The sequence below is a fragment of the Paenibacillus gyeongsangnamensis genome (genome assembly GCF_027533625.1).
Taxonomy (GTDB): Bacteria; Bacillota; Bacilli; order Paenibacillales; family NBRC-103111; genus Paenibacillus_G; species Paenibacillus_G gyeongsangnamensis.
Window position 1 is genome coordinate 81,054 of sequence record NZ_JAQAGZ010000021.1, and the last position, 14,597, is coordinate 95,650.

A 14,597-nucleotide genomic window follows, 5' to 3' on the forward strand; every position below is an offset into this window, starting at 1 on the left:
GCCGGACCCGGCTCGGATTACACATCCCACCCGGGCAAGTACGCTTTCGTATTTTGCAGCATGCGTTCGAATAATTGCTCGGCGGCGCCGATATCGATGGATACCAACGGGTCGTTCAAGAAAGCCCGGAACGCGAGAGACTTATCCTTGCGCAGCGCCGCCTTCAGCACCGTCTCCTGATTCAGCACATGCCGCGCCACCAGATTTTCGATATCCAGGGGAAGCTGTCCCGCCAGTACCGGCTTTACGCCGTCCCTTACGAGAAGAGCATTTGTTTCCACAACCGAGCCAAGCGGCAATCCTTTGATTTGGCCTTGATTCGGCACATTCACGTTGGTGACGAAATCGCCCAATCCCAAAAGCGCTTTCATCATACAGATCCCTTCTTCGCCGGAAGGCTTCAGCTGCACGCTTTCTTGGCCTGCGGCAAGCCGTTTGCTTTTATGCGCAAGCTCCTCCTGTCTCTTCATCCGAAAATCGATCGGAGTCAAAGAGAACTTCCAGGATTTCACCGTTTCGGGATCCTTCAAATACCATGCCCGCGGCATGAATTCCGCCAAATGCCTGTCGCCCGACGCCGCAAGGAGGCCGTATCTGCGAAACAGATCGAATTGGACGCGGCACGCCGACGAGAAAAAGCTGTTCATCCATTGGCCGGGCTTCTCTTCGTAGCCGGATTCGTAATACCGGTCCACAAATTCGCGATAAATGGGCATCAAATCCGTCCCTTGATAGGAAGCCTCGTCAATCCAGGTAAAATGGTTAATGCCGAGCACGTTGACCGTAATATCTCTGTACCCCACGTCCTCGATTCCCTTCAAATCCTTCAGCATCGAGGCTAGAAGCTTCTGCGCGCCGAATATTTCGTGACAGCAGCCCATCACCTTGATTTCCGGGAATATTTCCGTTAGCGTCCTGGTGCAAAGAGTCATGGGATTCGTATAATTGATGACCCAGGCGTCGGGACAATACGCTTTTATCGCTTCCGCCATTTCCACGTACATCGGAATCGTGCGGAGGGCTCTTACAATACCGCCGGGTCCCGTCGTGTCTCCCACGGACTGGTAGATGCCGTACTCCTGCGGGAGATTGACATCAGACGTCATCTCCTTAAACGTGCCGGGCAAGATGGAGATGATGACGAAGTCCGCCCCCGTCAAAGCTTTTTCCAACGTTTCGACGGATTGATATTGCCATTTTCCCTTCACGTCGTCGCGCCTGTTTAGGCTATTGCCGATCATGCTGTTTACATGCGCGGCCTCGTAGTTGAGGTCATAAAGCTTGACCGTGCCGGATAAATCGCTCTCCATGGCCAAATCTCCCATAAGAGCCCAGGCCCACCCCTTGGATCCTCCGCCGATGTAGGCTATGTTGATATCCTTTACCTGGTTGCCGCTATATTCCATGTCCAGACTCTCCCTCCTTATAGGAATTCCTCCCGATATATCTTCACTTATACAGCAAAAAATAAATAATGAGCTATACGTTTATTGCTTGCTTTTCGGTTTTTCAACCTATTTTGCTCTCCGCAAGAAATTTACTGAAGTTTGACCGATTTTCTAAAATTCATCGGGGCCAACCCGGTAATTTCTTTAAATTTTCTTTCGAAATGAGTGACGCTGTCGTAACCGATTTCTTCCGCGATGCAAGTGATCGGTTTGCTCGTGTCTTTCAGCAGTCTCTGGCCTTCCAGCACGCGAATCCGGTTTAAATATTCCACGAAGGTGACCCCGGTAATTTTCTTAAACGATCGGCTGAAGTAATACGGACTAATAAAAAATTGATTTTCTATCGTTCTGAGCGATATTTTCTCGTGATAGTTTTTGCACATAAAGGAAACGATCTCTGAAATTTTTTCGTGCAGCGCATTTTGGAACGTAAAATTGCACTCCCAATGGTCGCTGTTATATCTGGCGATAAACAATAATAATTCGATTAACAGCACTTTCACATGGAGCTCGTAACCGATCGGGCGGCAATTCTCCTCTTTGATCATTTTTTTCAGCAGTGTTTCGACAAAATGCTGTTCTTCGAGCGTCAACCGCAAAATCCGGGACGGCCGGAAACAAGACAACAAATCTACGCCGTCTTTTTTAATCGGCATGTCTTTAAGAAATTTCGGCCGGAAATTGATCAGAATCCGTTCATGAACCACATTGGACGCATCCGTCGTTTTGTGCAGCTCATTAAAGTTGATAATGACCAAATCGCCTTTTCTCACCAAATAATTTCTGTTTTGGATAAAATAGTATCTTTCTCCGGAAAGCATGTAATAAATCTCGTAGACGTCGTGGCAGTCGTTTGCAGTCATATTGAACGATTCCGTTCTTTTGATGCGTTCAATGAAAAAGGAATCGAACGAATGCTGGAAATCGATTTGATATTGTTCCATCAGTGATCATCCCCTATTCCCAACATATGAATCGTTTTCTTTGAGACGCTGAGCCATAATCCAGAACAACGCTACCGCTGCCAAGCAAATGATGGAGTTGATCAAAAAGGTGGATTGTAGTCCGATCATCGATGCACTGACGCCGCCCAGCAAATTGCCGACGATCTTGCTGATTCTTTGAATGATAACGGCATTCGCCATTTGCCCGCTGGCCTTTAATTCGGTGGTTACATGAAGGTTCACATATTCGGCCAGACACATATAGAACAAAAGCAATTCCCTTTAAATGAAATCCTTCCGGATTGCCCCAATGTCCGCCACTTTAGCGGAAATTCGAGAAATTGCAATCGATTCATAAAAGAATGTCATTAAACCAATGCTGGGTTTCAAGTCCTTTGAAACTACAGAACACACAATCACAGGAATCGATGTCCTGCATATGATAAAGAAAGGGCAGGTCGAATGCACTCATTCGTCTGTCCTCTCTGCAGTTGAATTTATTAATAAATTATTTGGTTTGATTCCTTTTCCCTTAACCTGATCTGAGGCTATACCGGATTGCTAAGCCTGGGCCATGCTGTATTTTTCGGACGATGCAATTTTTATCAATGCCCGATAGAACGAACGCATAACAGACCTTTGAATATCATGGTTTAATAGCAATTTTTTTCTTCATGGTCGTCTTATTCTGACGACCATTATATTAGTATTTTCAACTTAATAATATAAAGATATCGTGAATGTTTATACATAAGATTAATCCGCGAGTTCAATCTATCCACTGTTTCTCAGACAGGTACTTTCGTTACGATTCTACGCACAGATTTCACCATACGTAGTTATCCTAGCTACACGTGGGCTTGCTTGGCCCATCACGTGACCGAACTTTCACTAGCCAGAGGACGCGTGCTTTTAGGCACGCATCAATAAAGAATCGATCTTATTCGGCAACGGCCGAATAAGATCGGTTGAGTGACCCCGGTTTTTCCCATCAGGAGCTGGCATAAGCGACTTTAGGCTGCTTCAATTCGACGCATCGGGCCGGTCTGGGGAATATTTTCCCAGGATTGCACAGCTGGTCGGGATTGAACACATCCCGTATCCGGATCTGCGCCTGCATTTCCTCCTCGGTGAAAATGAACCGCATATCCTCCATTTTTTCCACGCCTACGCCATGCTCACCGGTAATGGACCCGCCTACATCGGCGCACACCTTCAGAACCTCAGAGCCTGCTTGGACCGCACGTTGTGTCTCTCCTTCGTTCTGAGAATTATAAAGAATTAAAGGGTGTAAATTGCCGTCGCCGGCGTGAAAGACATTGGCAATCCGAAGGTTATATTTTCGGCTAACCTCGCCGATCCGGTTCAATACCTCCGGCAGTCTGCTGCGGGGAATGACGCCATCCTGCACCAGATAGTCAGGAGAAATAGTGCCCATCGCGCCGAAGGCCGTTTTGCGGTTAGCCCACCAGCGCGCCCGCTCCTCAGGACTCTTCGCTTGGCGAACCTCACGCACCCGATGCTTACGGCATACGGCAATGACTCGATCAATTTGCTCCTGCAAGCCCGCGATGACGCCGTCCACCTCAACAATGAGTACAGCCCCCAAATCATGGGGATACCCCACCGGGTAGTTCCCCGATTCCACGCCTTCAATAGCCGTCCGATCCATCATCTCAAGCGCCGCCGGCACAATGCCCTCGGCGATGATATCGGAAACCGCTTGACTTGCATCGTTCACGTCATCATATAAAGCCAGCACGGTAAGGATGCCCTCTGGCTTTTTAAGGATACGTACGGTGATTTCGGTCACGATCCCCATGGTCCCTTCGGATCCGGTCAAAAATCCAAGCAGATCATAGCCCGGAGCATCCGGGACTCCCCCGATCTGCACAATTTCCCCATCGGGCAGCACTAGCTCCAGTCCAATCACATGATTCGTGGTGACGCCATACTTTAGACAGTGTGCACCTCCTGCATTCTCGCCTACATTGCCTCCTATGGTACAGGCCGCCTGACTGGACGGATCGGGGGCGTAATAATAGCCCTTGGAGGAGATGGAATTCGACAGCTTGAGATTGATGTATCCCGGCTGCACCACAGCTCTCCGATTCAGATAGTCCACCTCAATAAGCTTATTCATGCGGGCCAAGCTGATGATGACCTCCCCGTTCAAAGCCGTAGCGCCGCCGCTTAACCCCGTTCCCGCTCCTCTTGGGATGTAGGGAATCCGGTACTGGTGCAAAATCCGAACGACCTCGGACACCTCCTGTGTGGATTTGGGAAACACCACAAGGGAAGGCACCCCTTTATGAACGGTATAGCCATCACATTCATAGGCAAGCAGATCCTCATAACGGTGCAGTACCGCTCGGGACCCGACAATGTTCTCGAATCGCTGAATAATAGCCGCTTTTACTTGTGAATCCATATGGCTAGCCCTCCTAAGACGCTTCAGAGCATCCTTCGTTCTCCGTTTTATTCGATTTCTTCTCTCCACGGCCACGGTAAGCCCAATCCAAGACCTGAATCGTATGAAGGATTTGCTCCGATCGATCATGACGCACAACACCGACCATAAATTGCATCATGCAGCCAGGGTTGCCCATCACCACAGCATCGCAGCCGCCTGGGAGGTCGCCTATTTTACGGTCAAGCAGCTCGCCAGCCATCTCCGGATGCGTCAGATTATAAACTCCGGCGCTGCCGCAGCAGCGGTCCGAGTCCGGCAGTGCAATGAGCCTGACTCCCGGAACGGAAGCAAGCAGTCTCCGAGGCTCTATGCGAATCCCCTGAGCATGGGCTAAATGACAAGCATCATGATAAGTGATGGTCAGATCGAGCTCGCCCTGCGGCGGAATCAATCCAAGCTTGTCGAGGAAGCTGGATACGTCGACGGTCTTTTCAGCGAAAAGACGCGCCTTTTCCGCGTAGTCCGGATCCGACTTTAATAATTCGCCATATTCCTTCAAGGTAGACCCGCATCCGGCTGCGTTAATGATCACCGCATCGATCTCCTCGGACAAGAAGGCGTCAATATTGCGTTTGGCCAGCTGCTTAGCCATGTCCCGGTCACCGGCATGGACGTGCAAAGCGCCGCAGCAGGATTGGTCTTGAGGAATCCATACCTCACAGCCGTTATGCCGAAGCACGTTAATGGTCGCTTCATTGATGTCAGCAAAAACGGCATCCATCACACAGCCGGTAAGCACAGCCACTTTTGCTCTCTTGTTACCGATTGGAGCAAGCAGCTTATCTATCCTGCCCAGCACCGGCTTGGACTTGAGATCAGGAAGCGCCCGTTCCATCTCCTGCAAATGCGCAGGCAGTATTCGCAGCAGACCGGACCGGCGCGCCAATTTTCTGAGACCGGACCGCTGATAAAGCCGGGTAAGCTGCGACAGCATTCTCATTCTGGATGCATACGGGAACAGTCCGCGTAAGAAGAGCTTGTTCAATAATCCGGGGAAGCCGGAAGGGGGAGACGCTTTGTACAGCTGTCCTCGAGCCTCCTCAACCAGTGCGCCTACCTGAACGCCGGACGGGCATGCCGTTTCACAAGCGCGGCAATCCAAGCAAGCATTGACCGGAGCCGCGAAAAAGTCATTCAACTGAAGCTTCCCTTCCGCGACGGACTTGATTAAGTACACTCGCCCACGAGGAGAGTGGGCTTCGAGCCCGGTCTGTTGATAGGTCGGACAAGACTCCAGGCACATGCCGCAATGTACGCATTCGGAAAATTTGGCGGGGTCCGGTGAGTCCTCCCAAAGATAATTCGATTTCGGAAACAAGATATTTTCCGAGGTGATTGCTTTCGAGTCTTTGGACATCTCATAATCCTCCAATAATACGTCCAGGATTTAGTGTTTCGTTCGGATCTATCGTTCGTTTGATCCCTCGCATAATCTTTTGGTCTGCAGTCGCCTCATCCCAAATCGCGATTTGTCTGCGGATCGTGCCGGGGGCGAAATCTACTACGGTCCGAATGCCCTGTTGTCTCATTTCACTTTGCATATCGCGTATCCAAGCGGTAAGCCGCCCATGAACGTTCGTCGCCTCTCCTCCCGCCCCTTCCACCGTTGCCCTCGCGATGCCGGTGTATGCTCCGCCGCTGAACCTCAAGGAAACGCCATGCTGTACGGCCCGCGTTTCCGCAGCCTCATATATTGCCTGTACGTCGGTAAGCTTACCCACAAGCTTCATCGATACAATCGTCTGACTGTCTTCCACAAGGTTCGCATTAGGCAGGATGCTCCGTATCTTAGACAGTACCGCCTCCGATTCTTCGGCTCCTCGAAGCTCAGCAAGGATTACGGCCCCTAAATCTCGGCAAAGCTGCCCGACTTGGCGAGCCTGCTCATCCACAGAGGACCATACATCGGCAAAGCCTATCAGGACGACTGGGCCCTGCGTATCGACTTCAAGCGATTGGGCGGCTGTTGGATTGAGCCACTCAAAAACACATGGCTCCAGCTGAGAGTCGAGAAGTGCATTCTGCAGCATGCGCAGCGTGTCGACGCGGGCGTTCCCGATGACCAGCAGACTTCGCCCCGCAGGAATCGGTCTGATTTTAAACGTAAATTCGGTATGCAAACCTAATGTCCCCATGGAGCCGATAAACAGCTTATTCATATCGTAGCCGGCAACATTCTTCACGACCTTGGCCCCAGTACGAATGACTTCCCCGTTCGGATACACAATGCGGGAAGCGATGAGAAAATCTCGAACGGAACCATAGCCGGCCCTGAGCGGACCGGACGTACCGGCATTCACAATGCCGCCGATCGTTGATTGATCGTCCCATGCGGCATCCAGCGGCAAAAACTGTCCTGCTGGCTTCAACGTCTCTTGAAGCTCCCGAAACGTCGTTCCGGCTAAAACAGTAACCATCAAATCACCTGCTGAATGCTCCAACACACCGGACATGCCTTTCATCGAGAGGATCAAATCCACCGCTTTAACGGATTGTCCATACGCGTCCTTGGTGCCTCCTCCTTGAGGCGCAACCGATAACCGGTGCTCATCCGCAAAGCGAAGGATGTCTACAACCTGCCTTTCGCTTGTTGGCAGCGCTCTCAGAGAAGCGTTGATACGGTATTCGCAATGCTGACTGTCACCCGGCAGCAAATGATTTTCACCGGTGATCCTTGCCAAGGATGATCGGATTTGTCCATGGCTAAGCTTCCCTTTGATGCCATCCATGTATTAACCTCCAAGCGTTTCGAAATTAACATTCGGGCCAAATCGCCGGATGGCGCTGCAGCAGCCTCCAAGCTTCAAGCAGGGTGCGTTTGCCATTGGCAATGACCGCGTGCGGAGATTCGTTCTCCATCGGCTTTACATTAAAGGTCAGCACCTTCTGTTTGCCTTCCCCTATGTAGTCCACCTTGCAGAGATTCCTTAAAAAGTGTACCAGCTGCTCCGTGTTCACGGCCTGGCTCTTAGCGGACATGAGCGCATGGTATCGCCCGTCCTTGCAGCAGTTTCCCATTCGGGAATAGATCAGCTGCTTTTTCACATGCTTCATGTTTCGATCATTCATTTCGTAATGGCCAGGCAGCTGATCTACATCGATGAATACCCCTAGGCCGGAAATTTTTCCGATCGTCTCTTTAGAGGGTTCAGTTTCGGAAAAAGAGAGCGGCGGCCCATAAGCTACCTTCATCGCTCCCTTGATAGCAGTATAGCGACAGATTTCTTTGAGCGACTTCTCCAAAGCTTGAAGTGTCTGCTTACGAAAAAAGGCCCCCGAAATGAACTCATCCGAAATTGTAAACATTTCAGCATGCATCTCGTAAGCCTCATCGACTGCTTCTTTTATCCATTGTATGGCCTCAAGCCTCTCGTACTCGATCAGGCTCCCTAAGTTAATCTGTTTCGCTTGTCCTTTCGGCATGGCATGATAGCATACCAGCATTCCGCTGCTGAGCAAGAGCTGCTTGACCTCTGTCCGCACGGCTGAATCCGGGATCGAGGCCAGCTCTATTGCGTCAAAAAAAGGATCACGTGCAATGTCCATGATCGATTCCAGGATGCCCCCGGGCTTGGAACCGGCTAAAGGAAACGCCGCATGATGGACGATGCCAATTTTCACATACTGACGAATATCGTCTTTCAATCTGCAACAACTCCTATAAGGAATTCCAAAACAATAACTAAATTATATGATCCTTGTTTATTTTTATTATTGTTTTTAGTATGTTGTTGGTATAAAAGGGGCCAAAGCCCCCCTTTCTTCAAAACTTCCATTACATATTTTGCGCGAATACCTTGGCCTTAAATTCCAACCGTCTGCGGTGCAGAATCGGCTCCGTATAGCCGTTCGGCTGCTCATAGCCTTGGAAAACCAGCTAGCAAGCGGCTTGGAAGGCCACCGATTGCTCGTAATTGCCGGACATCGGACGGTATTCAGCGAACCACGTACCCAAGAATTCCCTGCGCATTGTTGTCCAGCTCCTGTTGAATTTCCTCGGGGCTCCATTGCGGAGCTTTTTCAACTGGGAAGTCCAAGATCTCATCTTGGTAATTGACTCTGATTTCTTTCAATTGGTTTTGCACCTTCGTGACATCCACTTGATGATAGTGAAGCGCGTGCAGTGTACCTGCAGTAGGGGAGGGCACCCATGCGGTATTGCAGCCGGCTTGGAGCTGGGCGATTTTTTGCTTCAGCATTTCCTTCATCAGATCCGGCGTAGCCCACATGCCTTTACCGATCTGGGGCACGTCCCTGTAAGCCGCAGGCCAGCCCTACGCTGACATTCGACCGCTCATAAGCGCAGCCATCGGGAGGACTTCATGCTGTTTTTGCGAATCATCGAACCTGCTTCCATGGAGGTGTGCATTTCGTCGCCGGTCCGGTCGAGGAAGCCCGTATTAATAAAGACGATCCGGTCCTTGACCTCCCGAATGCAGGCTTTCAAGTTCAAGGAAGTGCGACGTTCCTCATCCATCACGCTAATTTTCAGCGAATAACGTTTCAGCTCAAGCGAGTCTTCGACACGGTTAAAAAGCTCATTCGCAAACGCCACTTCCTCGGAGCCGCGCATTTTCAAGCTGGTTCGATCCTGACTCCCGCCCATATAGATGGATCGTTCTTTTCTCCGCTTCTTTTCGTACACGTGAAAAGAAGATCTCTCCGGCATCCGCGACACCTCCGCCAAGCCATCCGATCCAAAGCGACAAAGTCTTCCCTCCCCCTTATCTCGATGTCATGATTATGCTTATGTTATAGAATTTGAAAACATGTTTGGAGTTAACTCACTTTGAGTTAAACCGTGCAATATAAAAAGAGCCTTGTCCTAATCGACTTGGCTCTTTTGCATTATCCTATAATTGAGATATTACCGGCAATTATCTATCTTAAATGTTACTTTCTCATCAAAGGTTCATACCGTGATATCCCATCGCCTGATAACCCTTGACACGTTTTTTGTACATGGCCATAAGCAAAGGCACCTGCAAGTCCACATAATCATAAATCTGTACGACCTGCTTACTCTGGTGAGCACGGTGGAGCCGCCCCGCATATTGCTGGAGAGTCCCTTTCCAGGAGATCGGATGAACTAAGAACAATGTATCTAGCCGAGCATCGTCAAAGCCCTCCCCGATTAATTTCCCAGTTGCTATAAATACCCGCTCTTCAGTATCGTCTTGCACCAAAAACTGATATATCTCTTGAATGCTACGAGAGTTCACGCTTACTGGTAGACGAAAATCCGTATACCGAGGTACTACTTTATGTTCAAACCCTCGAGCTTGTGCTTGCGACTTAGCATCAATTTTGATTCGAATGGGACCACATTGCATTAATACGATCGGTTGATGTCCATCCTGCCGCGTTGGAGTTGCCGTTAATCCCAATACATATTTGGCCTTCACTTTTTTCAATACTTGTTCGAAGCCGAACGCCGATACGTGATGGCACTCATCCACGATAATTTGGCCGTACTCCTCGACGAAATCTTTAACGCTGCCCTTTTGATTTAAGCTTTGTATGATTGCAATATCCACGATACCCGTTCGCTTATCCTTGCCGCCACCAACAATGCCGATATTTTTCTTATCGAGATTAAGAAAAGTGCCGAGTCGCTCCCTCCATTGATCCATGAGCTCTCTTCTATGGACTGATACCAAAGTGTTTACCTTTCTGGAAGCAATGATTGAGGCGGCTACTACTGTCTTTCCAAAAGCTGTTGTTGCGGATAAAATCCCCGTGTTGTGCGACAACATGGATCTAGCTGCACCGTCTTGTAACATAGAAAGCGTTCCGTTAAAAGCAACATCTATTGTATTCCCTGGATTACGTCTTCCGAAATAACGGCTTCAATTTGATGAGTTTTCATTAAATCCATCATCTCAAAACAGCCCCTAGGAATGGCTATATATTGAACAAAATCCTCATAACATCCAATAACTCTTGGTTTACCATAAGTCGGCAGCCTCATTGCTTGTGTTTTATAAAAATCCGGATTTTGAAAGACAGCCAAACTTTGAATCCGATGGATGAAAGTCGGCGGTAAAGCCTTTTTTTCGATATAAATCATATTAGAAATAACGACATTGACTTGGGATGGCAAGGAGTCTGAAATAACGGATGAGTGATCGTTTGATTCAGTTTGTATCCAAGGACTCTCATCAACTTCTTGATCATTCCAAGAGTGGATACCAAACGGGGATCCCCCCTTCGTTAGTTCGTAAATTATGCTCTGTACCCGATCTAGAGAAAGCTTTTCTACTCCTGAAAGATAGCGCCATTGATCATCATAGGGTCGAAATGCTTCATCTACAAATAAACTGTTCCCCTCCCGTCGGGGAATTCCCTGTAAAGGAAGAGCAATCAAATTCCCAAAGCCACCTTTAGGGAGCGTATCTTGATTTGGAAACAACCTATCATACGACTCTAAAGAAATCTGATAACGCCGCTCCATAGTCTTTGTTAATATAGCACTTCCCAGTTTCCTAGCGATGCTCGCTTCTACAGGTTGGCTAAAAAACAACCAGATATGTCCTCCATTCCCCGAACGAGATCGTTCAAGGGATGCAGAGATAAGCCATTCCTTACAAGTTTCCATCACCGCGGCGGCGTCTTGTTGCCAATTCTGCTTATCGAAATCCATTGCAAGAAACCAACAGGTTTCGTCTTGAAGCATGGGGTAGATACCAATGGTGCGGTTTACTTTAGCATCAAGGTGCCTGGAGATAATTTCATCTGTAACGGATTCAAACGTTTGATAAGTTGATCCTCGAAATGTTCCATTCAAAAATTCCATGCCGATATATCTCTTCATTTTCAAAGGATTCGATAGGCACGTACTTTCGATCAAAAGTCATCTTATTGAATTTTTCTCGCATTTCGGTTCCCCGTTCTTACTTCCCGCAGCACTTCTTATGCTTGAAACCGCTGCCACAAGGACAAGGTTCATTTCTACCAATCTTAGCACTTGTAACAGGCACTGCTTTTATCAAGGGTGGCAAGGTTGCTTTGGGGCGAGAAGCGTTCTTTGTTTTCATTTCATCAAGAACTTTCTGTCTCACTTCTGCCGCCTCTTGATGCATTCCCATTTCCATAAATAAATCATCAAGTCGTTCCAATACATGAAACCGATCCTGGAGTCCTTCAATTTCAAGCGCCTTCTTTAATATTCTCATCGCCTTTTCATTATCTTTGTTCTTCTTAGCGAAAATTCCATATTGATCCGACCAACCAATCCAACCCCAACCTGAGGTAGGGGATTCTTCAAGATACTTTTGGAAGAGTCGTTCTCCTTCTTCAATTTCTTCCAAATCAAAATACGATTCGCATAAAGCCCATTTCATTCCCTCAAGATTTGGTTCACTTTTATCTTGGCATTTGGCTATATACGTGTTACAGAACTCGATTCGGGTTTGGGCAAAGCTACTAACTTCCTTAGAGGCATTACCCAGTTCCATTTCAAAATCAGTCGACCAATTATAAATGCTCTGCATGCCATGAAATGCACCATCTAGATCTTCCATACTTATGCTGTCGTCTGCTTTCAAAACGGCATACATTTTGTTCCATAGCTCTCTCCATACGCGAGCTGCTTCTACCGAGTTTCCTTGCATTGAATAGGTATATCCTTCTTGCATGAAGTCCTCCCATTCATTTTGTATCTCAGATTTCAATGTAAGTTTGCTCATACACAATCCTCCCGTTATATACATACTTAAAAAATGCACTTTACGTTTATTGAAACCATTGTTCATTTCGCTCGATAAATGCCAACCGTTATGAATGGACTTACGACAGTTTCAAGCCTTATTTTATCGGATACACTCAATTTTACTGGCTTGGGGTTGCTTGACCAACGTTTATTCATACTTGTTCTTTACCTTCCACAGCATTTTTTATACTTCTCTCCACTGCCGCATGCACAAGGATCGTTGCGTCCGATCTTTTCAATCTTTACAGCAGGATTTCTTTTCGGTTCTTCGTAAACCGTACTACGTTCTTTCTTTGAATAGGAATTTGCTGATTTATTGAACCGATTATCTTGACGAAAGCAAGCCCATCCTTGTAGTTCCTTAATTGTGTCCGTTATAAGCTGAAACTTATAAGAACGTTGATTACTTCGTAAGACCTCTTCTTTTGTTTTCTTTAATGTTTTCTCAATGCTATCCATACCTATGACTATGGCTTCAATAACCTGCTCTTCATACAAGCGCTGAATATCGGTATAAACCTCTTCAGGATAAAGATCGTCACAACAACATACGATCTCTGCATTCAAATAATAGTTAGTCTCTGTAAGCTTGCCGTTCATTAGTTGCTTGAAATAGTTTATGACGAACTCTCTCGAGAGTTGACCGTTAAAAACCAGAACAACTAGAGCGATCAATGCTTGTCCACGAGCGTACATATTTGCTTCCGGATTCTCGATTAACCGCAATAGCAAATCAATATTTCCATTGTATACAGACGCGAGTATTCTACCAATATCTTCAGTTATAGCATCTCCAAATATATTTTCACAAACATCACTAGGCATCGATAATAGATCAACCATGATCGGAAATAGCTCTTTCATCTGAAACTGTGCCAAAAGATAATAAGCATAAATAAAATCAATTCGAGTCGGGCGATCTATCACCAGTGTATAATCTTCTTTTAGATCACCCATCATTTGAAGCAAATAAGGAATGGCCTCTTCCTTGTGTTCAATAATCCGTTGCAACTCATCACGCGGAAAATTTCCATCATTATATCGAATAGTTTGTAATAATTGTTCCATTACCTTTAACCCCCAGAATAGTTAGCCTCTTATAAATATGAGTACCCTAATATATCTTATATAAATAAATGACTTTAAGCTAGTTTACGATCTCTCCCTTCTAATTCATTATAAATATCTGTTAAATCATCGTGAAGGATCGCTCCAGGTAGGGAACCCTTCCGAATCGCCATTCTTCTACAAGCTTTGGAGAAAACTTCCCCATCTTCAAGAATAAAGCTGGCTCGCATACCCTTTTTCCCGAATCAATTGATGCACCGTATGGCGAACCTTTTTTTGTAACTCTTGTCTGTTCAAGACAAACTACCCCTTTGATTGTGAAAAAGGATGATTATTTTTGTGCTCCAATTCTTAAAGGTATCCTTGAACCTTCGAAAAGGTTTGTAACCATTAAGAGCATCAAACAACTTATCCTCTGGATCGAATTCGGTACGCCGGGCAAATATCGTCATCACATAGAACGCTTCATCAGAATCAATCTTTGGAATGTCTATGAAACGTTCTGCGTTTCCTCATTATCCCAGTCGATTCCTGGCTCCCCTGTATACCCTTCATCCATATCCACAATGACTTGTCCAGTATGCAGATCCAAGTAATACGGGTGCTCAAAGTTGTTATCCAAGTATGCGTCTATAAGAGCCTGTTTAAAAAGCGTGTAAAATCGGATAAAAAACAAAAATGCACCTATGCGAAATATGGCAAAATGGAGGTATCCCGACCGCCCAAAAAACCATTTTGCGAGGTGCATTTTCATGGATTTGCAGCTTGAACTGTTACCTTACCATTACTTATAACACACTTGGATTTGATGCGGAACTAATTGATTACATCGATCATGTGGATGACTCCATTGTGCTCGAGAAGATCGCTCCGCCTTATAAAAATGGCAGCATCCTCCAATTGATCCAAGAATCTGCTTTCGGATGCATTATCTGTACTTTACACACCCGTAG

General features: G+C 47.0%; 10 protein-coding genes and 3 pseudogenes. All 13 read right to left on the reverse strand.

Annotated elements, in window-relative coordinates; translation table 11 throughout:
• Positions 1–17: 17 nt before the first annotated feature.
• On the reverse strand, positions 18–1,406 hold the full coding sequence (locus tag O9H85_RS27530) for a family 4 glycosyl hydrolase (RefSeq protein ID WP_269884619.1): 1,389 nt from the start codon (positions 1,404–1,406) through the stop codon (positions 18–20).
• A gap of 131 nt (positions 1,407–1,537) precedes the next feature.
• Positions 1,538–2,392: an AraC family transcriptional regulator gene (locus O9H85_RS27535; RefSeq protein WP_269884620.1), complete on the reverse strand. Its 855-nt coding sequence runs from the start codon at positions 2,390–2,392 to the stop codon at positions 1,538–1,540.
• 6 nt (positions 2,393–2,398) lie between these two features.
• On the reverse strand, positions 2,399–2,662 hold the full coding sequence (locus O9H85_RS27540) for a hypothetical protein (protein WP_269884621.1): 264 nt from the start codon (positions 2,660–2,662) through the stop codon (positions 2,399–2,401).
• A gap of 721 nt (positions 2,663–3,383) precedes the next feature.
• Positions 3,384–4,823: an FAD-linked oxidase C-terminal domain-containing protein gene (locus O9H85_RS27545; protein ID WP_269884622.1), complete on the reverse strand. Its 1,440-nt coding sequence runs from the start codon at positions 4,821–4,823 to the stop codon at positions 3,384–3,386.
• 13 nt (positions 4,824–4,836) lie between these two features.
• Entirely contained in the window at positions 4,837–6,222 is a 1,386-nt protein-coding gene (locus tag O9H85_RS27550; protein ID WP_269884623.1) for a (Fe-S)-binding protein, read from the reverse strand.
• A gap of 1 nt (position 6,223) precedes the next feature.
• The gene (locus O9H85_RS27555) at positions 6,224–7,594 is read right to left on the reverse strand and encodes an FAD-binding oxidoreductase (RefSeq protein ID WP_269884624.1); all 1,371 of its coding nucleotides are present in this window, start codon (positions 7,592–7,594) and stop codon (positions 6,224–6,226) included.
• A 25-nt stretch (positions 7,595–7,619) separates the two neighbouring features.
• The gene (locus tag O9H85_RS27560; RefSeq protein ID WP_269884625.1) at positions 7,620–8,510 is read right to left on the reverse strand and encodes a hypothetical protein; all 891 of its coding nucleotides are present in this window, start codon (positions 8,508–8,510) and stop codon (positions 7,620–7,622) included.
• Positions 8,511–8,640: 130 nt separating this feature from the next.
• Positions 8,641–9,441: pseudogene (locus O9H85_RS27565) on the reverse strand (hypothetical protein); the annotation flags it as partial.
• Between the two features lie 328 nt (positions 9,442–9,769).
• A complete protein-coding gene (locus O9H85_RS27570) occupies positions 9,770–10,648 on the reverse strand; it encodes a DEAD/DEAH box helicase family protein (RefSeq protein WP_269884626.1) in 879 nt (292 codons plus the stop codon).
• Between the two features lie 26 nt (positions 10,649–10,674).
• The gene (locus O9H85_RS27575) at positions 10,675–11,661 is read right to left on the reverse strand and encodes a TOTE conflict system archaeo-eukaryotic primase domain-containing protein (protein WP_269884627.1); all 987 of its coding nucleotides are present in this window, start codon (positions 11,659–11,661) and stop codon (positions 10,675–10,677) included.
• A 97-nt stretch (positions 11,662–11,758) separates the two neighbouring features.
• Positions 11,759–12,553 (reverse strand): SEC-C metal-binding domain-containing protein, encoded by a 795-nt coding sequence (locus O9H85_RS27580; RefSeq protein ID WP_269884628.1) that lies wholly within the window; start codon positions 12,551–12,553, stop codon positions 11,759–11,761.
• 188 nt (positions 12,554–12,741) lie between these two features.
• A pseudogene (locus tag O9H85_RS37930) lies at positions 12,742–12,846 on the reverse strand (SEC-C metal-binding domain-containing protein); the annotation flags it as partial.
• A gap of 78 nt (positions 12,847–12,924) precedes the next feature.
• A pseudogene (locus O9H85_RS27585) lies at positions 12,925–13,644 on the reverse strand (DUF1186 domain-containing protein); the annotation flags it as partial.
• Between the last annotated feature and the right edge of the window lie 953 nt (positions 13,645–14,597).

Bases quoted from the DNA above. Each gene is read 5' to 3' on its own strand.
- O9H85_RS27545 (WP_269884622.1), bottom strand. From the start codon at position 4,823: ATGGATTCACAAGTAAAAGCGGCTATTATTCAGCGATTCGAGAACATT.
- O9H85_RS27530 (WP_269884619.1), bottom strand. From the start codon at position 1,406: ATGGAATATAGCGGCAACCAGGTAAAGGATATCAACATAGCCTACATC.
- O9H85_RS27535 (WP_269884620.1), bottom strand. From the start codon at position 2,392: ATGGAACAATATCAAATCGATTTCCAGCATTCGTTCGATTCCTTTTTC.
- O9H85_RS27570 (WP_269884626.1), bottom strand. From the start codon at position 10,648: ATGTTACAAGACGGTGCAGCTAGATCCATGTTGTCGCACAACACGGGG.
- O9H85_RS27575 (WP_269884627.1), bottom strand. From the start codon at position 11,661: ATGGAATTTTTGAATGGAACATTTCGAGGATCAACTTATCAAACGTTT.
- O9H85_RS27550 (WP_269884623.1), bottom strand. From the start codon at position 6,222: ATGTCCAAAGACTCGAAAGCAATCACCTCGGAAAATATCTTGTTTCCG.
- O9H85_RS27555 (WP_269884624.1), bottom strand. From the start codon at position 7,594: ATGGATGGCATCAAAGGGAAGCTTAGCCATGGACAAATCCGATCATCC.
- O9H85_RS27580 (WP_269884628.1), bottom strand. From the start codon at position 12,553: ATGAGCAAACTTACATTGAAATCTGAGATACAAAATGAATGGGAGGAC.